A 21,789-nucleotide genomic window follows, 5' to 3' on the forward strand; every position below is an offset into this window, starting at 1 on the left:
TTTTACAGACACCGGCCACGCGGCGGATACGGACGGCTGTTTTCCGGTTTGAAATGTATCGGACGGCAGCATTGGCAGTTTACAAAAATTTGCTATACAATGGATTCGGGACAAACCCAAATTAACATTTAAATAAGAGAAAAATCATGCAACTGCATATCTTAAACAATCCAAAAGATGCCGCTCTGGCGGCGGATGCGGAATTTTTAAAACAGTCTCTTTTCAATCTGCTGCATGAGGAAGCGTCGCCTTTGGTGGTCGAAACCGTTAAATTATTATCGACTTCAGACGACAGCGCTGCCTTGATTGAAAAGGTGTTGCCGCAATTAGATGAACAACAAACCCACGATTTAACCTTGGCCTGCGGCCTGTTCGCACAGATTTTGAACATCGCCGAAGACGTGCACCACGAACGCCGCCGCCAAATCCACGAAGAGGCCGGACACAACAGTGCCGAAGGCAGCCTGACGGAAACCGTGCGTAAACTCAAGGCCGGAAAAGTCAACGGCAAAGCGTTGCAACAACAACTGGACAACACAGTCGTTACCGCCGTTTTGACCGCGCACCCGACCGAGGTGCAACGCCAAACCGTCTTGAGCTTCAACCGCCGTATCCGCGCGCTGCTGCCGCAACGCGAACGCTGCACTAATCCTGATGCGCTGGCTCAGTTGCGCCGCGAAATCGACACAGTCCTTTTGGGCTTGTGGCAGACCAGCGAAACGCGTCGCCACAAACTCAGCGTCAACGACGAAATCAACAACGGTGTATCCATCTTCCCAATGAGCTTCTTTGAAGCCCTGCCCAAACTCTACCGCACAATGGAACGCGATTTTCAGACGGCCTATCCCGGCGTCCGCGTTCCGAATATCCTTAAAATCGGCGGCTGGATCGGCGGCGACCGCGACGGCAACCCGTTCGTTTCTGCCGAAACCTTGCGTTTTGCGTTCAGACGGCATGCCGACGCAGTGTTCCGTTTCTATCGTGGCGAACTCGACAAACTTTACCGCGAATTGCCACTCTCCATCCGCCGCGTCAAAGTCAACGACGACGTAATGGCACTGGCCGCCCTCTCGCCTGACGAAGAAATCGCCCGCACCGAAGAACCCTACCGCCGCGCCATCGCCTACATCATGGCACGCGCCATGGGCAAAGCACGCTCACTAGGTTTGGGCATGGGCTGCAAATTCGGCTTCCTCGAGCCTTATGCCACGGTCGAAGAGTTCCTCAACGACCTGAAAAAACTGCAACGCTCGCTCCATGAAAACGGCAGCCAACTGCTGGCAGAAGGCCGTCTGGCCGACATTATCCGCAGCGTATCCGTGTTTGGCTTCCACATGATGCCGCTCGACCTGCGCCAACACGCAGGCAAACACGCCGATGTGGTTGCCGAGCTTTTCCAACACGCAAGCTTGGAAGACTACAACAGCCTGAACGAAGAGCAAAAACAAGCCGCCCTGTTGCGCGAATTGAGCCATCAACGTCCGCTGTACAGCCCGTTCATCACATACAGCGACCATACCCGCCACGAACTGGCAATTTTCAACGAAGCGCGCAAAATCAAAGACGAATTTGGCGAAGATGCCGTTACACAAAGCATTATTTCCAACTGCGAACAACCCAGCGACCTGCTCGCCTTGGCATTGCTGCTGAAAGAAAGCGGCCTGTTGGTGGTAGAAAACGGCAAACCGCACAGCCGCATCAATATCGTGCCTCTGTTTGAAACCATCGAAGCGCTCGAAAACGCCTGTCCTGTCATGGAAACCATGTTCCGCCTCGACTGGTATGATGCCCTGCTCGAAAGCCGCGGCAATATCCAAGAAATCATGCTGGGCTACTCCGACTCCAACAAAGACGGCGGCTACGTTACCAGCTCGTGGTGTCTGTATCAGGCAGAGTTGGGCTTGGTCGAACTCTTCAAAAAATACGATGTCCGCATGCGCCTGTTCCACGGCCGCGGCGGCAGTGTAGGTCGCGGCGGCGGCCCTTCTTACCAAGCCATCTTGGCGCAACCTGCGGGCAGCGTTGCCGGACAAATCCGTATTACCGAGCAAGGCGAAGTCATTACCGCAAAATACGCCGACCCGGGCAATGCCCAACGCAACTTGGAAACCTTGGTTGCCGCGACTTTGGAAGCCAGCATCCTGCCGGATAAAAAAGACCCTGATGCCAAACTGATGCAGGATTTGTCGGACGTATCGTTCAAATACTACCGCGAACTAATTACCCACCCCGACTTCATCGACTACTTCCTGCAAACCAGCCCGATTCAGGAAATCGCCACCCTCAACCTCGGCAGCCGTCCCGCCAGCCGCAAAACCTTGGCGCGGATTCAGGACTTGCGCGCGATTCCGTGGGTATTTTCATGGATGCAAAACCGCCTCATGTTGCCGGCTTGGTACGGTTTCGGCAGCGCAGTGGAAACCTTGTGCGAAGGCAATCCCGAAACCCTCGCCGCCCTGCGCGAACACGCCCAAAGCAACCCGTTCTTCCAAGCCATGCTCTCTAATATGGAGCAAGTGATGGCGAAAACCGACATCACTTTGGCGGAAAACTATGCCGGCTTGAGCGAATCGCCCGATAAAGCAAAGGTCATCTTCGGCATGATCAAGGAAGAATACCAACGCAGCCGCAAAGCACTGCTCGACTTGCTGCAAACCGAAGAGCTCCTGCGCGACAACCGCAGCCTCGCCCGTTCGCTTGCCTTGAGGATTCCATATTTGAACGCCCTCAACGGCCTGCAAGTCGCCATGCTCAAACGCCTGCGCAAAGAGCCCGATAATCCGCACGCCCTTCTGATGGTTCACTTGACCATCAACGGCGTAGCGCAAGGTTTGCGTAATACCGGTTAAGGCAGTACGGAAAAAAGGCCGTCTGAAACAATTTTCAGACGGCCTTTTTATGATGAATATACACCAGCATTGCGGCTGTTTTGAGTACCTCTACAATATGCTATAATCCGCCGTTAAACTTTTATCTTTTCAGGAAAAACCATGAGCTTGAAATGCGGTATCGTCGGTTTGCCCAACGTCGGCAAATCCACCCTCTTTAACGCGCTGACCCAATCGGGTATCGAAGCGGCAAACTATCCTTTCTGTACCATCGAACCCAACGTCGGCATCGTTGAAGTCCCTGATCCGCGTATGGCCGAATTGGCAAAAATCGTCAATCCGCAAAAAATGCAGCCCGCCATCGTCGAATTTGTCGACATCGCCGGTTTGGTTGCAGGTGCGAGCAAAGGCGAAGGCTTAGGCAACCAGTTCCTCGCCAACATCCGTGAAACTGACGCGATTGTTAACGTCGTGCGTTGCTTTGACGACGACAACATCGTCCATGTCGCAGGCAAAGTCGATCCGATTGCCGACATCGAAACCATCGGCACCGAGTTGGCACTGGCTGACTTAGCCAGCGTCGAAAAAACCATCGTCCGCGAAGAAAAACGTGCACGCTCAGGCGACAAAGACGCGCAAAAACTGGTCGATCTGTGCAAAAAACTGCTACCTCATCTGGACGAAGGCAAGCCTGTACGCTCCTTCGGCTTAGACGCAGAAGAACTCGCCATGCTCAAACCACTGTTCTTGCTGACTGCCAAACCTGCCATGTATGTCGGCAACGTTTCCGAAGACGGTTTTGAAAACAACCCGCACCTCGACCGCCTGAAAGAATTGGCTGCAAAAGAAAACGCGCCGGTTGTGGCCGTATGTGCCGCGATGGAAAGCGAAATCGCCGAATTGGAAGACGATGAAAAAGCCGAATTCCTCGCCGAAATGGGCTTGGAAGAACCGGGCCTGAACCGTCTGATTCGTGCCGGCTACGACCTCTTAGGCCTGCAAACCTACTTTACCGCCGGCGTAAAAGAAGTCCGCGCTTGGACCATCCACAAAGGCGACACTGCGCCACAAGCCGCCGGCGTAATTCACACCGACTTTGAACGCGGCTTCATCCGTGCCCAAGTTATCTCCTACGAAGACTTCATCGCTTTAGGCGGCGAAGCCAAAGCCAAAGAAGCAGGCAAAATGCGTGTGGAAGGCAAAGAATACGTCGTACAAGACGGCGATGTGATGCACTTCTTGTTTAACGTGTAAGTAAGGTCGTCTGAAAGCATAAAGAATGCAAATCAAATTTGGTAGGCTAAGCTTTTCTTAGCCTACCTTCCTTCAAAGTTTAGGGAAAATGTCTAATATCAATCTTATAGATATTGTAAAAAATATATTTTATTTTATTGGTTCGTCAGCAGGATTATTTGCGGTTCTTCGCCCAGTATTTGAAAGCAAACTTCAACAAGATATTCAAAATGCTAGGAAAATAATTGAACGAATTGGAGAAAATAGGATTTTATACTTAGATTCAAGTATTTATTCCCATCGTTGTGTTTCTAGTGAATTTTTTGTAGATATAGATATTTTAAGTAATGATATTAGCGAGAAAAAACAATGCACACGCTTTTCCAGTCATATTTCATGCTATTTCGATACCGAACTAAAAGAAATTATAAATGAATATATCAACCTAAGAAGCTACATACAAGTTCCGGAATGGGAGCCTAGATACAATGACGATAATGGAAAATCAGCGTGGTATTTCAATAAGAAAGCTGAAAGTTTTTATCCATCAGGAGAGCATTTTCCCGCTAACTATCCGAAACATTTAGAAGAAGCTGCTAAAATAGCTGACAAAATAAAAATAAGATTTTTAAGATTCCAAGCATTAACTGAGCTTCATTACATAGAAACAATTTTTCACAAATGGACCGTAGCTAAATTATATAAAAAACATAACTTGACCGTATAAATAATGTTCAAAAGATCAAAAATTTAGAAATAATTAAATTCATGAAATTGCTAAATCAATATCTAGCCTATTTTAATCAACGGAAGTTTCAATGAAATCAGTTATCCAAGACCTACAATCGCGTGGCTTAATCGCCCAAACTACCGACATCGAAGCCTTAGACGCTTTGTTGAACGAACAAAAAATTTCCCTCTATTGCGGTTTTGACCCGACAGCAGACAGCCTGCACATCGGCCACTTGCTGCCTGTATTGGCATTGCGCCGTTTCCAACAAGCCGGCCATACGCCGATTGCTTTGGTGGGCGGCGCGACCGGCATGATTGGCGACCCAAGCTTTAAAGCCGCCGAACGCAGCTTGAATTCTGCCGAAACCGTTGCCGGTTGGGTTGAAAGCATCCGCAACCAACTGACCCCTTTCTTAAGCTTTGATGGCGACAATGCGGCCATTATGGCCAATAATGCCGACTGGTTCGGCAGCATGAACTGCCTCGACTTCCTGCGCGACATCGGCAAGCATTTCTCCGTCAACGCCATGCTGAACAAGGAATCTGTCAAACAGCGTATCGAGCGCGACGATGTGGGTATTTCCTTCACCGAATTCGCCTATTCCCTGCTGCAAGGCTACGACTTTGCCGAATTGAACAAACGCCACGGCGCGGTTTTGGAAATCGGCGGTTCCGACCAATGGGGCAACATCACTGCCGGTATCGACTTGACCCGCCGTCTGCACCAAAAACAAGTATTCGGCCTGACCCTGCCTTTGGTAACCAAATCAGATGGCACCAAATTCGGCAAAACCGAAGGTGGCGCAGTATGGTTGAACGCGAAGAAAACTTCTCCGTATCAGTTCTACCAATTCTGGCTGAAAGTGGCCGATGCCGATGTGTATAAATTCCTGAAATACTTTACCTTCCTGTCTATCGAAGAAATCGACGCCATCGAAGCCAAAGACAAAGCCAGCGGCACCAAACCTGAAGCGCAACGCATTCTTGCAGAGGAAATGACCCGCTTGATTCACGGCGAAGAAGCCCTTGCCGCCGCCCAACGCATTTCTGAAAGCCTGTTTGCCGAAGACCAAAGCCATCTCACCGAAAGCGACTTCGAGCAGCTGGCACTCGACGGCCTGCCGACTTTTGAAGTTTCCGAGAGCCTCAACGTGGTGGAAACTTTGGTGAAAACCGGTTTGGCGTCTTCCAACAAAGAAGCGCGCGGCTTTGTCAACAGCAAAGCGGTTTTGCTCAACGGCAAACCTGCCGAAGCCAACAATCCGAACCATGCCGCTGAAAAACCTGACGATGCCTATATACTGACCGACGAACACAAACGTTTCGGCAAATACACCATCGTCCGCCGCGGCAAACGCAACCACGCTTTATTGGTTTGGAAATAATCTTTAAACATTAAACGCATCGTTTAAAACAATCATGCCGTCTGAAATCAGCCCTCGCTTTTTTTCAGACGGCATTTTATATTGATGATATTCAGTTTTCCCAAAAAGAAAGGGCAGGTTTTACACCTGCCCTCCTATTAAATAATCTAATTTTTTAAGCAACTTTTATCGCGCGATTACTGCAAACGCTCATTCTCTTGACGGACGGCATTCACCACGTCCGCACCAAACAAAGCGTTGACATCGGTTTCATCAAACACATATTTGCTATGGCAGAAATCGCAGTCAATTTGAATGCTGCCTTGCTCCGCCACCACGCCGCCGACTTCCTGACCGCCAAGCATCAACAGCATATCGCTGACTTTGCCGCGGGAACAGGTGCAGGCAAATTCAATGGCTTCCGGTTCAAAAACGCGGGGCGGGGTTTCATGGTAAAGGCGGTAAAGGGCGTGATGAGCGTCCAAACCGGTCAATTCTTGCGGAGTAAGCGTTTGCGCAAGCGTGGTCACATGTTCCCACGCGGCATCATCCAATTCTTCTTCCGGCAGACGTTGCAGCAATAATGCGCCTGCGGCGTGGTCATCGGCGGCAAGCGTAATATAAGTATCGAGCTGCTCGGAACGTTTCATATAGTTGACCAGCATTTGCGCAATGCTGTCGCCTTCCAGTGGGACAACACCTTGCCAAGGGTCGGCATCTTTAGGCTGATGGGTTAAAACGAACACGCTGTTTTCGCCCAACAGCGCAGTCAGGCTTTCGTCATCACGGATTTCAGCGGTTTCGTCCCAACGGGCAGTAGCGCGGACAGTATTTTCAGAAGTCGCTTCCACCACCAACATTTTCAGACGGCCCTGACCTTGAACCTGAACAATCAGCGTGCCTTCGTTTTTAAGGTTGGCAGACAATAAAGATCCGGCGGCCAGCAACTCGCCCAAAGCGCGGCGGATGGCGACAGGATAATGTTTTTGGTTGACGATGTGTTGCCAAACCTTTTCAAGGCGGATGTGCATACCGCGGATGGGCATATCGTCAAAGATAAAGCGTGTACGGATATCGCTGTGATTTTGTGTCATGTCAGTCTCTGAAAATAAATCAATGAATGCCGCTTATATGGTTGCAGCGGCGGATAAATCAAGCGAAACCGCGCCCGATGTTTTTCTAGTTCGTTTGGAAACAAGGGTTTAACGCAAAATAACAGCAGTTTTTTTGCCAAAAAGACAGTTTTTTAATACAATCAAGCAGATAACAAGAGAATGATACGGGATAACATCTCAGAAACCGGCAATGTGCCTGCAATCGGCAGGGAATGCCTTCTGAAACGGAAGTTTGTACAATGAATTTTTTACTCCGGCTCGCAGCAGTTTGGACTTCGGTCGCCATGCTCGCGAGCGTCAATTTTTCTTACGCTGATGATTTGGAAAACCTGATTACCACCCGTCAGCGTGTTTTAAACCAGTTCAACGACAATGCCAATGTTTACGGCAATACGCGTCAGGCAACACCTGTCCATCCCACCAATACCTATCCTGCTGCAAGCAACAATACGCGCGCACCTTCGGGCAATGCAGATGAGTTAATCGGCAGCGCCATGGGCTTGCTCGGCGTGGCCTACCGCTACGGCGGCACATCAGCCTCTACCGGCTTTGACTGCAGCGGCTTCATGCAACACATCTTTAAACGCGCCATGGGCGTAAACCTGCCGCGCACCTCTGCCGAACAGGCGCAAATGGGCGTTGCCGTGAACCGTTCCGAGTTGCAGCCGGGCGACATGGTCTTTTTCCGCACCATGGGTCGCGGCCGTATTTCCCACGTCGGCCTTTACATCGGCAACAACAATTTCATTCACGCGCCGAGAACGGGCAAACGTATCGAAATTACCAGCCTCGGCCACAAATATTGGAACGGAAAATACGCCTTTGCCCGCCGCGTGAAGAAAAACGACCCATCCCGTTTCTTGAATTGAGGTGCACGATGGCGATGCCGCAAATGCCCAAATGGTATGACGACGACGGTCAGATTGTTTCCTGCACCGAAAAAGTCAAAGTCATGACCGAAAACTTGAACGAACTGTACCAAATAGCGCAGGACGCCTTTGAAGACGCCCTGCTGATGGGTTGCTCCGAAAAACAGTTGCGCGAATACTTCCGCGACTTAATGGCCGGGCTGGAAAACCCTTATCAAAAAAACGGTTAGTTATTCAATCCATACAAAAAAAGGCCGTCTGAAAGTTTCTCAGACGGCCTTTTTTTATCGGGCATATCCCCTACCCTATTGCTAACATTCCACCACGCGCACGGATACAGGTATGGCTTTTTTCTGCAAGGTAATGGCCAAGCCTGCGAGCGAGGTTTCTTTATAGGTTGCCTTCATATCGCGGCCGGTTTGCAACATGGTTTGAATCACTTCATCAAGTGAGACTTTTTTGTCTATGCCATCTTCCAAAAGCGCGAGGGTGGCGAGCTTGAGGGCTTTTTCGGCGGCGATGCCGTTGCGCTCGATACAGGGGATTTGCACCAAGCCGCCGACAGGGTCGCAGGTCAAGCCCAAGTGGTGTTCCATCGCCATTTCGGCGGCGTTTTCCACTTGTTTCGGGGTACCGCCGATAACTTCGGCGTATGCACCTGCTGCCATAGAACATGCCACGCCGACTTCGCCTTGGCAACCAACGTCCGCACCGGAAATCGACGCATTGGTTTTGTACAAAATACCGATGGCGCCGGCAGTCAGCAGGAAGTCCTCTACACGCGATTGGTTGGCGTGCGGATTAAATTTGCGGAAATAGTGTAAGACGGCAGGAATAATGCCTGCCGCGCCGTTGGTCGGTGCGGTTACGACGCGGCCGCCAGCGGCGTTTTCTTCATTGACCGCCATGGCGTACACCATCGGCCAAAGTTGGGTATTGACGATTTCGCTCTCGCGTAGGACTTTGAGTTTAGCTGCCAACTGCGGCGCGCGGCGGCGCACATTCAAGCCGCCCGGCAATTGCCCTTCCGCACCCAAGCCGCGCTTGATGCAGTTTTCCATCACATCGGCCACGGCAGCCACACGGCGGCGCACTTCCACTTCATCGCAACCTGCCAACGCTGCTTCATTGGCCAACACGACTTCGGAAATATTCAACTGGTTCAGACGGCATTGTGCCAGCAACTCATCACAGTTTTTGTATGGATACGGCACATCGGCATTTTCCTGCGCCTCTTGTGCAAACCCTTCGTCTGTAACGACAAAACCGCCGCCGACCGAATAATAGATCTGCTCTTTCAGCTTCAGGCCGTCTGAATGGTAGGCGATAAAGTTCAAACCGTTCGGATGTTTGGGCAACACTTTGTCGCCGCGGATATCCAAATCTTTTTCAGGATTGAAGGCCATTTCACGGCCGTTGAGTTTTAAAACGTGCTGCGTGCGGATACGTTCCAAGCGTTGAGGGATGTCCGCAAGCGGGATATCGTGCGGCAGGCTGCCTTCCAAACCGAGCAATAATGCGTCGAATGTGCCGTGTCCGATACCGGTCAAAGCAAGTGAACCGTACACTTCAATGACAATGCGCGCCACTTGTGTATCCAAGTTTTCGGCATTCAGCAAATCAGCAAAAGCGGCCGCGGCCTTCATCGGGCCGACGGTGTGCGAGCTGGACGGGCCGATGCCGATTTTGAAAATATCAAAGATGCTGATCATAATTTTCCTATTATTGTGTGTGCGGGCTGTGTTTTTCAGACGGCCTTAAGGCCTAAAGAGGAATCTTGTGCGCCGCTTGCCAATGCAAGTACCAAATGTCCGACAGTCATCAAAGGATCACCTGCTTCCGGCGAGGTGTATTTCAGCATCAGCGGTTTTTTACGCAAGGGTTCGTAATGGCTGACTTTACAATGCGGGTCTTCCAAACTTGTAGAACCGGCGCGGTATCTGTATGCCAACAGCCGTAAATCGTTCAAGTCCATCTTCATGCCGTTGTCCAGCAATTCGCGCAACTGGTTTTCCCAGGCAATATCGTTGCTTCCGTCTTTAATGGCAATCAAGATGGACTTTTCGAGGATTTTTTTGATGTGCTGGTTCAAGGAGCGGATTGGGAAATGCCCCAGCCACAACAAATCGGTCTCCGCAAATTGGGCGGAAAACTGCTCGATAAACCAGGAATGTAAACCTCGATAATCCGGCGAATGAAACAGGGTTGATTTAACCTTGTTGCCATCTTTATCCAACATGTAATGGCAGCCGATAATCACGCTGCAAGATTCGGCAGCCCATCTAGGAATAATGACTTTGGGGGTAAAGAGCGTTTCGAGGCGTTGCTCGGTAAATTGAGTGGTGAAATCGGGATTGTATTGCAACGATGTCGGCAAATAGCCGCGCCAAAGGTACATGCCGATCCTGTTTTCGCCGATGACATCCAAAAGTTGTTCCAGCATGATACGGCTAGGACATGAAATAAATTCGTCCGCATCCAGCGGAAAAACGAAATCTATCGCTTCATCTTTTGCTACAAGCTGCTTCATAAGCAGGTTTACCAATTGCTCTTGATTGTACTTGAGCGCTTGATATTGATAGATAAATATCGGCAAACCTTCTTCTTTCAATTGAATCAGGATTTCCCTTGTTCCATCGCTGCTGCCGTGATCGATGATGTGCATTTCATCCATCAGCTCGAGATTATGACGGACAAACGATTCGATAACGTCGTTTTCGTTGCGCACCATGCTGATGCTGATTAGTTTTTTTCCCATAAATTATGCAATGTATTGATAGGTTTTAATCATTTTTCAGACGGCCTTAATCCAGCCGGCAATGCGTTTTTCAATCGCTTCGGCACTCAAACCCAAGTCGTCCAGCAGTTTTTTCGGGTCGCCGTGTTCGGTAACTTTGTCTTCTACACCCAACAGCAACACCGGTTTGCAGATGCCGTGTTTCGCCAACACTTCCAACACCGCGCTGCCTGCGCCGCCTTGTTCGGCATTCTCTTCAGCGGTAACGATGTAGTCATGGCTTCGGGCAAGACGGACGATCAGTTCTTCATCTATCGGTTTGACAAAGCGCATGTCGGCAACGGTCGCGTTCAGCTTGTCGGCGGCGGTCAATGATGGGGCAACCATGCTGCCAAAGGCGATAATGGCAATTTTCTCGCCTTCGCGACGGATGATGCCTTTACCGATTTCAACGGTTTCCAGGCCGTCTGAAACGGTTGCGCCCGTGCCTGTACCGCGCGGATAACGGACGGCAGACGGCGAATTTGCCTGATAGCAGGTTGAGAGCAGCAGGCGGCATTCGTTTTCGTCGCTTGGTGCGGCAATAATCATATTCGGCACGCAACGCAAAAAGCTCAAGTCGTACAAACCGGCATGGGTCGGGCCGTCTGCACCGACAATACCTGCACGGTCGATGGCGAACAAAACAGGTAGGTTTTGCAAAGCAACGTCATGTACCAACTGGTCGTAAGCGCGTTGCAGGAAAGTGGAGTAAATCGCCACGACGGGCTTGATGCCTTCGCATGCCAAACCGCCGGCAAAGGTAACGGCGTGTTGCTCGGCGATGCCGACGTCGAAATAGCGGTCGGGGAATTGCTGTTCAAACTCAACCAAGCCACTGCCCTCGCGCATGGCAGGCGTGATGGCAACCAAACGCTCGTCAGCCGCTGCTTGGTCGCACAGCCATTGGCCGAACACTTGCGTATAAGTCGGTTTAGCCGCTGCAGGTTTCACTTCCGGGGCAGGCACTTCGCTCGGCAGCTTGGCGACAGCGTGGTATTTGACAGGGTCGTTTTCGGCGAATTTGTAGCCATTGCCTTTTTTGGTGATGACGTGCAGCAACTGAGGGCCTTTGCGGCCGCGCAAGTCTTTCAATACATCCACCAAATTTTCAACATTGTGGCCGTCCACCGGGCCGGTATAACGGAAACCGAAGTTTTCAAACAAAGACAGCGACTGTTTGGCGTGTTCCGCTTCGCCTGCCAAGGTTTTGATTTTATTTTCGACTTTTTGGGCAAGCTCCATCGCGCCGGGCAATTTGTCCAACACTTTGCTCGATTGGGCTTTGATGGTACTTAACAGTCCATGCATATCGCGCACGACGTTGCTGGCGAGGTATTTCGGCAACGCGCCGACATTGGGGGAAATCGACATTTCGTTGTCGTTGAGGATGACCAGCAAATCGACATCCATATCGCCTGCGCAGTTCAAGGCTTCAAACGCCTGACCCGCCGTCATGGCTCCGTCGCCGATGATGGCAACGCTGCGGCGGTTGTTGCCCAACTGTTTGTCCGCAACGGCCATACCCAATGCCGCGCCGATGGATGTGGAAGAATGCCCCACGCCGAAGGCGTCGTATTCAGACTCGCTGCGTTTCGGAAAACCGGCCAAACCGCCGTATTGGCGCATGGTGTGCATTTGATTTTTGCGGCCGGTGAGGATTTTGTGCGGATAGCTTTGATGACCGACATCCCAAACCAAATGGTCTTCGGGCGTGTCGTACACATAATGCAGGGCCACCGTCAGCTCGACCGCGCCCAAGTTACTGGCGAAATGGCCGCCCGTCTTACCGACGGAATCCAACAGAAATTCGCGCAATTCGGCGGCGACTTGCGGCAGCTGTTTTTTCTCCAGACGGCGCAAATCCTGAGGCGTATCGATAATGTCGAGCAAAGGGCTTGGGTTCATGATTTTTGGCGGTGATTTTTTGTGTAACGGACGATTATATCAAGAGATTGCACAACTTGTTACAAATGCTTTCAGACGGCCCGAACCTTTATCCTTTATAATACTGCCAACTGAAAACACAAGGCCGTCTGAAATGACCCAAAACGCAAACAATCTCTGCTGGCTCGATATGGAAATGACCGGCCTCAACCCGGAACACGACCGCATTATCGAAGTCGCCATGATCATTACCGATTCCGATTTGAACGTACTGGCGCAATCGGACGTTTACGTTATCCATCAAAGCGACGAGTTGCTCGACGGCATGGATGAGTGGAACACCGCCACCCACGGCCGTACCGGCCTGACCCAACGCGTGCGCGAATCCAGTCTAACCGAAGCCGAAGTCGAGCAAAACCTGTTGGACTTCATGTCCGCATGGATACCCGAAAAATCCACGCCCATGTGTGGCAACTCCATCCATCAAGACCGCCGCTTCATGGTTAAATACATGCCGCGCTTAGAAGCCTATTTCCACTACCGCAACTTGGACGTATCCACGCTGAAAGAATTGGCCAAACGCTGGAATCCGGCCGTCGCCAAAAGCGTGGTCAAACGCGGTTCGCACAAGGCATTGGACGACATCCTCGAAAGCATCGAAGAAATGCGCCATTATCGCGAGCATTTCCTCAAACTCCCTTCCGAACAATAATCCCAAGGTCGTCTGAAACAGGTTTTACACCGTTCAGACGGCCTCATCAGCTTCCCTCATCTCATGAAAATCACCAAAATTTTTACCTTCGATTCCTCGCACATGCTCGACGGGCATGACGGCAAATGCCAAAACCTGCACGGCCACACCTACAAACTCGAAATCACTGTCTCCGCGCCCGTTATCCAAGGCGGCGCAAAAGACGGCATGGTGATGGACTTTACCGACCTGAAATCCATCGTCAAACAACACATCAACGACCCGTTCGACCATGCCTTCATCTATCACGGCAACAACGAACGCGAAAGCCAAATCGCCGCGCTTTTGGAAGGCTGGAACATGAAAACCCTGCGCCTGCCCTGCCGCACCACCGCCGAAAACATGAGCGTAGAAATGTATGGCCGTCTGAAAAACGCCGGTGTCAAAGTGTGCAGCGTGAAACTATGGGAAACGCCGACCTCGTATGCGGAATATGAAGGGGAATAAACCGGCATTTTGTATTTTTTCAGACGGCCTGTTCCCCCAACATATCCATACGCTAAACATCAAAAGGAATCTTCATGAAAATCATCTCCACCCTCCTCGTCCTTTTCGTCGCTGTCGAACACTTCTACATCGCCTGGCTCGAAATGACGCAAATCCCAAGCGAAAAAGCGTCAGAGCTGTTCAACATGCCTTACGAATTTATGGAACAAAAACGCGTACAAACCCTGTTTTCCAACCAAGGCCTGTACAACGGCTTCCTCGCCATCGGCTTGGTATGGGCGCGCTTTGCCGCACCCGACAACGCGGTTTACGGCGCGACCATCCTGTTCCTCGGCTTCGTCCTCATCGCCGCCGCATGGGGCGCGTTTTCATCCGGCAACAAAAGCATTTTGCTCAAACAAGGCTTGCCGGCATTTTTGGCCGCAGCAGCCGTCATTGCCGCTTAAGCACACCCAGCCATTCTTTCCTATTGAACTGACAGAAAGAATGGCTGCCTCAACCGATTTCTCAAAACGCTTCACCACAACGATTCAATCCCACACACCCGACATTCATGACCATTCACATCACGCCGAACAATCCCCAATACCGCATTGTCGAAATCTTTGAAAGCCTGCAAGGCGAAGGCTGGAATACAGGCATGCCCGCCGTTTTCATCCGTTTGGGCAAATGCAATCTCGCGTGCAGCTGGTGCGATACCGACTACCTTAAATTCGGCATGATGAGCCTGTCCGATATTTTAGGCCGTCTGAAAACCTACACGGCGCGCAACATCATCATTACCGGCGGCGAACCTACCATCCAACCGCATTTGGATACCCTGCTCAATGCACTCAAAGCCGAAGGCTATTTTCTGTGTATCGAAACCAACGGCCTCAACCCCGCGCCGCCGCAAATCGACTACGTTGCCACCAGTCCCAAAGCCTGTTACGCCGCTAAATACGAAAAAAGTTGCATCGAGAAAGCAGACGAAGTGCGCATTGTCGCCGACGGTGATGTCATTTCGTTTTGCCAAGAGATGGAACGCAAAATCCGCGCCCGACATTACTATCTTTCCCCCTGCGAACAAGACGGCGCAATGAATATCTACGACACCATCCGCCAAATCGGCGTGTTAAACAGCCGAGCCGACGCCCCCGTCCATTGGCAACTGAGCGTACAAACGCATAAATGGGCAGGAATAGAATAATTCGTTTGAAATCAATTAAAAACAAAACCTTTACAAAATATTTAATGTAAATACCATTCCATATTCAACCAAATGCACTACTGGCAATGCTCTCAGGCTGTCTGAAAACCCTATTTCAGACGGCCTTTTTTATTACAAACCCCTTGACCGATTACATAAGATTACGTAAAGTGTGCAACAGTTTTCATAAATTGGTAAAACCAATTTACCTGATAACTGATTGCATCTAAAAAGGTGGCAATCCTTATTCGAAAAACATCTATTACTCAACACATCGCATCAAACCGCCATTGATTGACGGTTATGATGCCCGTTGCCCCGAGGATAATCCCATGGCTCTCTTTCTCAGTATTTTTCCCATCGTGCTGCTGATCTGGCTGATGGTTAAGAAAAACAGTATGCCGTCCTACGTCGCGCTGCCGATTACCGCCGCGCTGATTTATGCCATCAAACTGTTTTATTTCGGCGACAACGCCATGTTGCTCAACGCAACAGCCGCGTCCGGCCTCGTCTCTACCCTGACCCCGATTACCGTGATTTTCGGTGCCATTATGTTCAACCGCATGATGGAAACCACCGGCTGTATCGACGTCATCCGCAAATGGCTGGCCACCATCAGCCCGAACCCGATTGCCCAATTGATGATCATCGGCTGGTCTTTCGCCTTTATGATTGAAGGCGCGTCCGGTTTCGGTACGCCTGCCGCCATTGCCGCGCCAATCCTGATGAGCTTGGGCTTCAACCCGTTAAAAGTAGCCATCTTCGCTTTGGTGATGAACTCCGTACCTGTTTCCTTCGGTGCAGTAGGTACTCCGACTTGGTTCGGCTTTGCGCCTTTGGGCTTGGATCAAAAGAGCATTATGGAAATCGGTATGCAAACCGGCGTCATGCACTTCTTTGCTGGTTTCATCATCCCCGTCATCGGCTTGAGCTTCATCGTACCTTGGGCTGAAATCCGTAAAAACCTGGGCTTTATCGGTATCGCCGTATTCTCCTGTACCCTTCCTTACGTTGCATTGGCGATGGTCAATGAAGAATTCCCATCTCTGGTTGCCGGCGCAATCGGCCTGATGGTGTCCGTATTCGCAGCAAACCGCGGCTGGGGCTTGAGCAAAGATTACGCCAAAGACCCGAATGCAGAAAAAGTACCTTTCGCACAAGTTGCCAAAGCACTGGCTCCTTTGGGTATGCTGATCGGCATGCTGGTGGTAACCCGTATCAAACAGTTGGGCATCAAAGGCCTGCTGACCAGTAAAGAAGAATGGTTCAGCTTCCAACTGCCGTTTGACTTATCCAAAATTACCGTCAGCGACTCCCTGACCATTACCTTCGGCAACATCTTCGGCCAAGGCGTGAACGCTTCCTACCAAACCCTCTACGTTCCGGCTTGGATTCCGTTTGTCTTCACCGTTTGGATCTGCATCCTGCTGTACCAAACCAAATTCAAAGATGCATGGTCTTTCTACGCGGCAACCTTCAACCAAACCAAAAAACCTCTGCTTGCCCTGATGGGTGCGCTGATTATGGTTCAGCTGATGATGGTTGGCGGCGATGACTCCATGGTGAAAATCATCGGTAAAGAGTTTGCCGCGATGGCAGGCGAACACTGGGTGTACTTCTCCCCTTACCTTGGCGCAATCGGTGCATTCTTCTCCGGTTCCAACACTGTATCCAACCTGACTTTTGGTCCGATTCAACAACAAATCGCGCTTGATACCGGCCTGTCCGTTACCCTCATCCTCGCCCTGCAATCCGTCGGCGGCGCAATGGGTAACATGGTCTGCATCAACAACATCATCGCCGTATGCAGCGTGTTGAACGTGAACAACGCCGAAGGTGCGATCATCAAGAAAACTGTCATCCCAATGACCATCTACGGCATCATCGCCGTGACTGTGGCTGCAATTTTCTTCTTGTAAACCGCTTCATATCAAAGGCCGTCTGAACATTCAGACGGCCTTTTTTTGTATTCTTTCGCTATATTTCTTAAAGAATCATTAATGTATATATTCCGCAACAACCCACATAACTACTTTGCAACACCAAATCACAAACAACTTTCTATTAATAAACAATCGGGTAATCATAAGTAAACACTGTTTTGCAATTTACCTAATTGCCACTACCGACAAAACGCCTAAAATACGCTTCATCTGCAAACGGAAACCCTTTCTCACTTTGCAAGATAACACACAACCCTCATATGGAGCTTAGATCATGAAATTACTTTCTGTTATCACTGCAGCCGCATTGGCTACTGTTTCCTTCTCTGCTGCCGCTGCACCTGCCGGCTTCGTTTCTTACCGTTGTGACGGTGGCAAATCACTGAACGTGATGTACGGCTTTGACCGTAGCGGCCGTGCAGTTACTGCCGACGTAAACGCCGGTGGCAAAAAAGCCTCTTTGGTTGTCGACAAAAAACGTTCTGACAGCACTGGCACTACTTTCACCAACCGTAAAGGCTATGTAATGTCTGCCGGTTTCATCGACAAAAACACCCACACTACTTCTGAAGTAGTTGGCGTAAACGCCCCTAACGGCTCATTCCTGGTGAAAAACTGCGAACCACGTCCACGTTAATCCCAGTTTTCCTATTTAACCGAATCATTCCGGTTTGATAGAAAGGCCGTCTGAAAAACAATTTTCAGACGGCCTTTTGATTCGAGCCTATAAAAAAGAGCGTGTACCCTACACGCTCTTTTTGTTTGTTTTCCAAATCAAATACGCATCGGCATTACGATGTATTTGAAGTTCGGATTGTTCGGCACGGTAAACAGCGTTGAACGGTTGGCATCGCCAAAAGCAAGCTGCATATCGTCGGAGTGGATGTTACGCAACACATCCATCAGGTAGCCGATGTTGAAACCGACTTCGAGTTCTCCGCCTTGATAAGCGATTTCCAGCTCTTCGCGCGCCTCTTCCTGCTCATTGTTGCTACATACGACACTCAGCAAACCAGGCTGCAGGAACAGTCGCGCGCCACGGAATTTTTCATTGGCAAGAATGGCGGCACGCTCGAGCGCACCCAAAAGCTGGGTACGGGATACGAGGAAAATCTTGTCGTTATCCAAAGGAATCACGCGGTTAAAGTCAGGGAACTTGCCGTCGATGACTTTGCTGACGATGGTTGTACCATTGCATTGGAAGCGTACTTGATTGTCCAAAAGCTCAACGGTGATGGACTCGGACGGATTGTTCAGCAGCTTAAAGAGTTCCAATACCGTTTTGCGCGGCAGGATTACTTCCGTTTTCGGCAGTTCTGCTTCAATTTGGCTGGCCGCATAAGCAAGGCGGTGGCCGTCGGTTGCAACAAGGCGCAGTTGATTACCCTCAACCTGCATCAGTAAGCCGTTGAGGTAATAGCGGATATCTTGAACCGCCATGCTGTATTGCACTTGCGAAAGCATGGTTTTGAAGGTTTCTTGAGTCAGCGAGAAAGTCGCGCTGACGTCGCTGCCGACGTTCATCAACGGAAAGTCTTCAGCAGGCAGGGTTTGCAGGGCAAAACGGGATTTGCCCGCGCGCAGAGTTAGACGGTTGTCCGCCCAATCTAAGGACACCAACGCACTGTCTGGCAGGGCGCGCAGGATGTCTTGGAATTTTTTAGCATTGGTCGTAATGCGGAAATCGCCTGCCTGACTCTCAGGGCCGGCGGTATTGATTTGGATTTCCAAGTCGGTTGCCAAAAGTTTGGTTTGCCCGTCTTTGCTTTCCAGCAACACATTGGACAAAATCGGCAGAGTATGGCGACGTTCGACAATACCGGTAACGGCTTGCAACGGCTTGAGCAGACTGTCGCGATCGGCTTGTAAAATCAGCATGTTCCATTCCTTTGAATTTGAAATCGGTTGATTTGGGTATTTTAAAATATTTTTTTGTTTTCAGACGGCCTCATATTGACATCAGGCCGTCTGAAATTGCATTGAGTCAGTTCTGAATCAAAATCAGCAGTTTTTCGTAGTCTTGCGCCAATTCGGGATCTTCTTCGCGCAGTTTCGCCACCGCTTTGACGCCGTGCATCACAGTCGTGTGGTCGCGGCCGCCAAAGGCATCGCCGATAGAAGGCAGGCTGAGCGTGGTCAACTCTTTGGTCAGGCTCATGGCAACTTGGCGCGGACGGGCAATGTTGCGCGTGCGTTTTTTGCCTAATATATCGCTGATTTTAATACGATAGTATTTGGCTGTCGCATCGATGATGATGTCAGCGGTAATGACTTTGTGTTTCTCGGCAATAATATCCTGCAAAGCCGTACGCGCCAAATCCATGTCGATGACAGGACGGTTCATAAAACGGCTGCTGGCGCTGACACGGTTGAACGCGCCTTCCAGCTCACGCACATTGGAGCGGATCAGATTGGCGATAAACAGAGCGGCTTCGTCTTCGATACTGATGCCGGCTGCTTCTGCCTTTTTCTGCAAAATCGCCACGCGCATTTCCAATTCGGGCGGTTCGAGTTCCAAAGTCAAGCCCCATGAGAAACGGGACTTGAGACGGTCGTCCATACCCTCGATTTTGGCAGGCAATACGTCGCACGTCAGGATCAGTTGTTTTTTCTCGTTGTGGAAATGGTTGTACAGATAGAAGAACTCTTCCATCGTACGGTCTTTGCCTTTGATGAACTGAATATCGTCGATAATCAGCAGGTCATATTGTTTGTATTGTTGCTTGAACACATCATAAGTGTTGTTGCGCACAGCCTTCATAAAGCTGCGGATATAGTCGTCCGAGTGCATATAGCGCACTTTGGCATCAGGACGGTTTTTCAGCAATTCGTTACCAATGGCTTGCACCAAGTGGGTTTTACCCAAACCGGTACTGCCGTATAAGAAAAACGGGTTGTAGCCCTGCCCCGGATTTTCAGCAATAGCCTGGGCGGCTGCGGCGGCAAGGCGGTTGCCCTTACCTTCCACCAAGGTTTCAAATGTATAGTCGCGCGACAGATTGGTCTGTTCGTAGCGCGCTTCTTCCGCATCGTGTTGCGCGTCGGCTTTAGCTTTGGCAACTGCTTTAGACTCAGCCGGAGCGGCAGTTTGCACTTGAGGCTCATGCGGCAGGTTTTTCATGCGTTGCGCCAAAATCTCGGCAGCCGTCATGGCAGCTGCAGGCTTGGAAACCGTTTCAGACGGCCTGTCTTCTTCCACTACCGCAACAGTTTGCAAAGGCATTTGAACAGGCTCTACAAATTCTTCAACTTCAATGATTTCTTGCACTTGCACCGGCGCAACAGTCTGAGCCGCCATTTCATAATGCGTACCTACGCCCGGCTTAAACGCGAAAGCAGCCTGCTGAGGCACCAATTCGGCACGCACGGCGTCAATTTTGGCGGCAAACTGGCTTTTGAGCATATTGCAGGCAAATTGGTTTTTACCATACACCACCCATACGCCGTTTTCTTCGCCCACGGTCAAAGGCGCAATCCATTGCGCAAACTGCCCGGCAGGCAACATTTCGTGAAGGCGGCAAAGGCACAGCGGCCAAAATTCAGCTAACGTCATGAGATTAAGCTCGGAAAATGGAAGATTTGGGAAATACAAGAAGGCAGAGCAGACAGGCAATCCGATAAAAATCAAATTTTTACGATACTCCCGCTGCTTTCAGACGGCCTTGCGCACAGAGAAAAGCAAGGTTGGGCGATTATACCCATTCTGCTCTTTTTTATCCACAACCGCCGCAAAATTTTATCCACAAATTCTATCAATGCATAAAACCCGTTGTCACACTTTGTCCAACGAAAAGTTTTTATATTGATTGACAAAAGCGGCAAATTGGAGTGTAATTCACGGTTTAATTATCTACCAATTTTTAGGAAACATCATGAAACGCACTTATCAACCTTCCGTTACCAAACGCAAACGCACCCACGGCTTCTTGGTTCGCTCCAAAACCCGCGGTGGTCGCGCAGTATTGGCTGCCCGTCGCGCCAAAGGCCGCAAACGCCTGGCTGTATAATTTTGAATTACGGCTTCTCGAAGCAGTATCGCTTATTAAAAACGGATGATTTTTCATCCGTTTTTGCGTTGAAAAACCGACGCAGCCGCGATTTGCTGCAAGTCTCACAGTCCGCAGACAACGCGCTCGGCCATCCGCGCCTTGGCTTGGTCGTCAGCAAAAAAACCGCCAAACGCGCCCATGAGCGCAATTACATGAAGCGCGTCATCCGCGACTGGTTCAGGCTGAATCAACACCAACTGCCGCCGCATGATTTTGTTGTGCGCGTGCGTCAGGCGTTTAATCGGGAAACCGCCCCTGAAGCCCGAGACCAACTTGCCCAGCTGATGAAAAAACGCCGATGAATACCCTGCTTTCCAAGCTCCTCCTTGCACTCATCCGCTTTTACCAATACTGCATCAGCCCCCTCATTCCGCCGCGCTGCCGCTATACCCCGACCTGTTCACAATACGCAGTCGAAGCCGTCAAAAAATACGGCGCATTCAAAGGCGGATGGCTGGCAATCAAACGCATCGCACGATGCCATCCTTTCGGCGGACACGGACATGACCCTGTTCCATAATGCTGCTGTCAACCATTTAAAGAACACGATTTCCTTTAATTTCCCGTCGGTTTCTATATAATGCCGTCTGAAGCAGTTTTCATCTC

At 50.4% G+C, this 21,789-nt stretch carries 21 protein-coding genes; 15 read left to right on the forward strand and 6 right to left on the reverse strand.

The window, feature by feature from the left end; all coding sequences use genetic code 11:
• The first annotated feature begins 146 nt into the window (after positions 1-146).
• From ppc to tyrS, 4 genes are all read left to right on the forward strand, one after another.
• Positions 147-2,849, forward strand: coding sequence for a phosphoenolpyruvate carboxylase (ppc, locus tag HMPREF2952_RS07440; RefSeq protein WP_070695449.1), 2,703 nt, complete (start codon positions 147-149; stop codon positions 2,847-2,849).
• A 141-nt stretch (positions 2,850-2,990) separates the two neighbouring features.
• Positions 2,991-4,082: a redox-regulated ATPase YchF gene (gene ychF, locus HMPREF2952_RS07445; protein ID WP_004519534.1), complete on the forward strand. Its 1,092-nt coding sequence runs from the start codon at positions 2,991-2,993 to the stop codon at positions 4,080-4,082.
• An 88-nt stretch (positions 4,083-4,170) separates the two neighbouring features.
• The gene (locus tag HMPREF2952_RS07450) at positions 4,171-4,788 is read left to right on the forward strand and encodes a hypothetical protein (RefSeq protein WP_004519533.1); all 618 of its coding nucleotides are present in this window, start codon (positions 4,171-4,173) and stop codon (positions 4,786-4,788) included.
• A 91-nt stretch (positions 4,789-4,879) separates the two neighbouring features.
• Entirely contained in the window at positions 4,880-6,178 is a 1,299-nt protein-coding gene (tyrS, locus tag HMPREF2952_RS07455) for a tyrosine--tRNA ligase (protein WP_049336393.1), read from the forward strand.
• A gap of 176 nt (positions 6,179-6,354) precedes the next feature.
• Here tyrS and hslO read toward each other — a convergent pair whose 3' ends face one another.
• Positions 6,355-7,251 (reverse strand): Hsp33 family molecular chaperone HslO, encoded by an 897-nt coding sequence (hslO, locus tag HMPREF2952_RS07460; RefSeq protein ID WP_049336392.1) that lies wholly within the window; start codon positions 7,249-7,251, stop codon positions 6,355-6,357.
• A gap of 260 nt (positions 7,252-7,511) precedes the next feature.
• Between hslO and HMPREF2952_RS07465 the strand changes: the two genes are divergently transcribed.
• Together HMPREF2952_RS07465 and HMPREF2952_RS07470 are read left to right on the forward strand one after the other, a co-directional pair.
• Positions 7,512-8,141: a C40 family peptidase gene (locus HMPREF2952_RS07465; protein WP_039862067.1), complete on the forward strand. Its 630-nt coding sequence runs from the start codon at positions 7,512-7,514 to the stop codon at positions 8,139-8,141.
• 8 nt (positions 8,142-8,149) lie between these two features.
• Positions 8,150-8,371, forward strand: coding sequence for a hypothetical protein (locus tag HMPREF2952_RS07470; RefSeq protein ID WP_004519529.1), 222 nt, complete (start codon positions 8,150-8,152; stop codon positions 8,369-8,371).
• An 81-nt stretch (positions 8,372-8,452) separates the two neighbouring features.
• Here HMPREF2952_RS07470 and HMPREF2952_RS07475 read toward each other — a convergent pair whose 3' ends face one another.
• Genes HMPREF2952_RS07475 through dxs form a run of 3 tightly spaced genes read right to left on the reverse strand, consistent with a single transcriptional unit; the run spans position 8,453 to position 12,825 of the window.
• Positions 8,453-9,853, reverse strand: a complete 1,401-nt coding sequence (locus HMPREF2952_RS07475; RefSeq protein WP_004520399.1) for an L-serine ammonia-lyase — start codon at positions 9,851-9,853, stop codon at positions 8,453-8,455.
• A gap of 35 nt (positions 9,854-9,888) precedes the next feature.
• On the reverse strand, positions 9,889-10,899 hold the full coding sequence (locus tag HMPREF2952_RS07480; RefSeq protein WP_004520400.1) for a glycosyltransferase family 2 protein: 1,011 nt from the start codon (positions 10,897-10,899) through the stop codon (positions 9,889-9,891).
• 36 nt (positions 10,900-10,935) lie between these two features.
• Entirely contained in the window at positions 10,936-12,825 is a 1,890-nt protein-coding gene (gene dxs, locus HMPREF2952_RS07485) for a 1-deoxy-D-xylulose-5-phosphate synthase (RefSeq protein ID WP_049343543.1), read from the reverse strand.
• A gap of 133 nt (positions 12,826-12,958) precedes the next feature.
• Here dxs and orn point away from each other — a divergent pair, with 133 nt between their 5' ends.
• The 6 genes from orn to HMPREF2952_RS07515 all read left to right on the forward strand — a co-directional run bounded on the left by orn (position 12,959) and on the right by HMPREF2952_RS07515 (position 17,771).
• Positions 12,959-13,516 carry an oligoribonuclease gene (orn, locus tag HMPREF2952_RS07490; protein WP_070629759.1) on the forward strand — a complete coding sequence of 186 codons (558 nt, stop codon included), beginning with the start codon at positions 12,959-12,961 and terminating at the stop codon, positions 13,514-13,516.
• A gap of 63 nt (positions 13,517-13,579) precedes the next feature.
• Positions 13,580-14,002, forward strand: a complete 423-nt coding sequence (queD, locus tag HMPREF2952_RS07495; RefSeq protein ID WP_004520403.1) for a 6-carboxytetrahydropterin synthase QueD — start codon at positions 13,580-13,582, stop codon at positions 14,000-14,002.
• 74 nt (positions 14,003-14,076) lie between these two features.
• The gene (locus tag HMPREF2952_RS07500; protein ID WP_004520404.1) at positions 14,077-14,448 is read left to right on the forward strand and encodes a DUF1304 domain-containing protein; all 372 of its coding nucleotides are present in this window, start codon (positions 14,077-14,079) and stop codon (positions 14,446-14,448) included.
• A gap of 107 nt (positions 14,449-14,555) precedes the next feature.
• Entirely contained in the window at positions 14,556-15,191 is a 636-nt protein-coding gene (locus HMPREF2952_RS07505) for a 7-carboxy-7-deazaguanine synthase QueE (protein ID WP_049343538.1), read from the forward strand.
• A gap of 332 nt (positions 15,192-15,523) precedes the next feature.
• Positions 15,524-17,110, forward strand: coding sequence for an L-lactate permease (locus tag HMPREF2952_RS07510; RefSeq protein ID WP_049343536.1), 1,587 nt, complete (start codon positions 15,524-15,526; stop codon positions 17,108-17,110).
• Between the two features lie 298 nt (positions 17,111-17,408).
• Entirely contained in the window at positions 17,409-17,771 is a 363-nt protein-coding gene (locus tag HMPREF2952_RS07515) for an ACP-like domain-containing protein (protein WP_004520408.1), read from the forward strand.
• Positions 17,772-17,908: 137 nt separating this feature from the next.
• On the opposite strand, the gene dnaN is transcribed toward HMPREF2952_RS07515, so the two are convergent.
• On the reverse strand, positions 17,909-19,012 hold the full coding sequence (dnaN, locus tag HMPREF2952_RS07520) for a DNA polymerase III subunit beta (protein ID WP_004520410.1): 1,104 nt from the start codon (positions 19,010-19,012) through the stop codon (positions 17,909-17,911).
• Positions 19,013-19,118: 106 nt separating this feature from the next.
• Complete coding sequence (gene dnaA, locus HMPREF2952_RS07525) at positions 19,119-20,687, reverse strand: chromosomal replication initiator protein DnaA (RefSeq protein WP_070695451.1); 1,569 nt, start codon at positions 20,685-20,687, stop codon at positions 19,119-19,121.
• Between the two features lie 319 nt (positions 20,688-21,006).
• On the opposite strand from dnaA, the gene rpmH reads away from it, so the two are divergent.
• The 3 genes from rpmH to yidD are packed head-to-tail and all read left to right on the forward strand — an operon-like array spanning position 21,007 to position 21,703.
• Entirely contained in the window at positions 21,007-21,141 is a 135-nt protein-coding gene (rpmH, locus tag HMPREF2952_RS07530; protein WP_002214728.1) for a 50S ribosomal protein L34, read from the forward strand.
• A gap of 2 nt (positions 21,142-21,143) precedes the next feature.
• Positions 21,144-21,485 (forward strand): ribonuclease P protein component, encoded by a 342-nt coding sequence (gene rnpA / locus HMPREF2952_RS07535; RefSeq protein WP_070695453.1) that lies wholly within the window; start codon positions 21,144-21,146, stop codon positions 21,483-21,485.
• Complete coding sequence (gene yidD, locus HMPREF2952_RS07540) at positions 21,482-21,703, forward strand: membrane protein insertion efficiency factor YidD (protein ID WP_003682178.1); 222 nt, start codon at positions 21,482-21,484, stop codon at positions 21,701-21,703. The genes rnpA and yidD overlap by 4 nt, the downstream gene beginning before the upstream one ends.
• Positions 21,704-21,789 lie beyond the last annotated feature (86 nt).

This window comes from Neisseria sp. HMSC068C12, assembly GCF_001814095.1.
Classification (GTDB): domain Bacteria; phylum Pseudomonadota; class Gammaproteobacteria; order Burkholderiales; family Neisseriaceae; genus Neisseria; species Neisseria perflava.

What these genes read in the sequence shown, in the direction of transcription:
- ppc (WP_070695449.1), top strand. Translation starts at nt 147, where the DNA reads ATGCAACTGCATATCTTAAACAATCCAAAAGATGCCGCTCTGGCGGCG.
- ychF (WP_004519534.1), top strand. Translation starts at nt 2,991, where the DNA reads ATGAGCTTGAAATGCGGTATCGTCGGTTTGCCCAACGTCGGCAAATCC.
- HMPREF2952_RS07450 (WP_004519533.1), top strand. Translation starts at nt 4,171, where the DNA reads ATGTCTAATATCAATCTTATAGATATTGTAAAAAATATATTTTATTTT.
- tyrS (WP_049336393.1), top strand. Translation starts at nt 4,880, where the DNA reads ATGAAATCAGTTATCCAAGACCTACAATCGCGTGGCTTAATCGCCCAA.
- hslO (WP_049336392.1), bottom strand. Translation starts at nt 7,251, where the DNA reads ATGACACAAAATCACAGCGATATCCGTACACGCTTTATCTTTGACGAT.
- HMPREF2952_RS07465 (WP_039862067.1), top strand. Translation starts at nt 7,512, where the DNA reads ATGAATTTTTTACTCCGGCTCGCAGCAGTTTGGACTTCGGTCGCCATG.
- HMPREF2952_RS07470 (WP_004519529.1), top strand. Translation starts at nt 8,150, where the DNA reads ATGGCGATGCCGCAAATGCCCAAATGGTATGACGACGACGGTCAGATT.
- HMPREF2952_RS07475 (WP_004520399.1), bottom strand. Translation starts at nt 9,853, where the DNA reads ATGATCAGCATCTTTGATATTTTCAAAATCGGCATCGGCCCGTCCAGC.
- HMPREF2952_RS07480 (WP_004520400.1), bottom strand. Translation starts at nt 10,899, where the DNA reads ATGGGAAAAAAACTAATCAGCATCAGCATGGTGCGCAACGAAAACGAC.
- dxs (WP_049343543.1), bottom strand. Translation starts at nt 12,825, where the DNA reads ATGAACCCAAGCCCTTTGCTCGACATTATCGATACGCCTCAGGATTTG.
- orn (WP_070629759.1), top strand. Translation starts at nt 12,959, where the DNA reads ATGACCCAAAACGCAAACAATCTCTGCTGGCTCGATATGGAAATGACC.
- queD (WP_004520403.1), top strand. Translation starts at nt 13,580, where the DNA reads ATGAAAATCACCAAAATTTTTACCTTCGATTCCTCGCACATGCTCGAC.
- HMPREF2952_RS07500 (WP_004520404.1), top strand. Translation starts at nt 14,077, where the DNA reads ATGAAAATCATCTCCACCCTCCTCGTCCTTTTCGTCGCTGTCGAACAC.
- HMPREF2952_RS07505 (WP_049343538.1), top strand. Translation starts at nt 14,556, where the DNA reads ATGACCATTCACATCACGCCGAACAATCCCCAATACCGCATTGTCGAA.
- HMPREF2952_RS07510 (WP_049343536.1), top strand. Translation starts at nt 15,524, where the DNA reads ATGGCTCTCTTTCTCAGTATTTTTCCCATCGTGCTGCTGATCTGGCTG.
- HMPREF2952_RS07515 (WP_004520408.1), top strand. Translation starts at nt 17,409, where the DNA reads ATGAAATTACTTTCTGTTATCACTGCAGCCGCATTGGCTACTGTTTCC.
- dnaN (WP_004520410.1), bottom strand. Translation starts at nt 19,012, where the DNA reads ATGCTGATTTTACAAGCCGATCGCGACAGTCTGCTCAAGCCGTTGCAA.
- dnaA (WP_070695451.1), bottom strand. Translation starts at nt 20,687, where the DNA reads ATGACGTTAGCTGAATTTTGGCCGCTGTGCCTTTGCCGCCTTCACGAA.
- rpmH (WP_002214728.1), top strand. Translation starts at nt 21,007, where the DNA reads ATGAAACGCACTTATCAACCTTCCGTTACCAAACGCAAACGCACCCAC.
- yidD (WP_003682178.1), top strand. Translation starts at nt 21,482, where the DNA reads ATGAATACCCTGCTTTCCAAGCTCCTCCTTGCACTCATCCGCTTTTAC.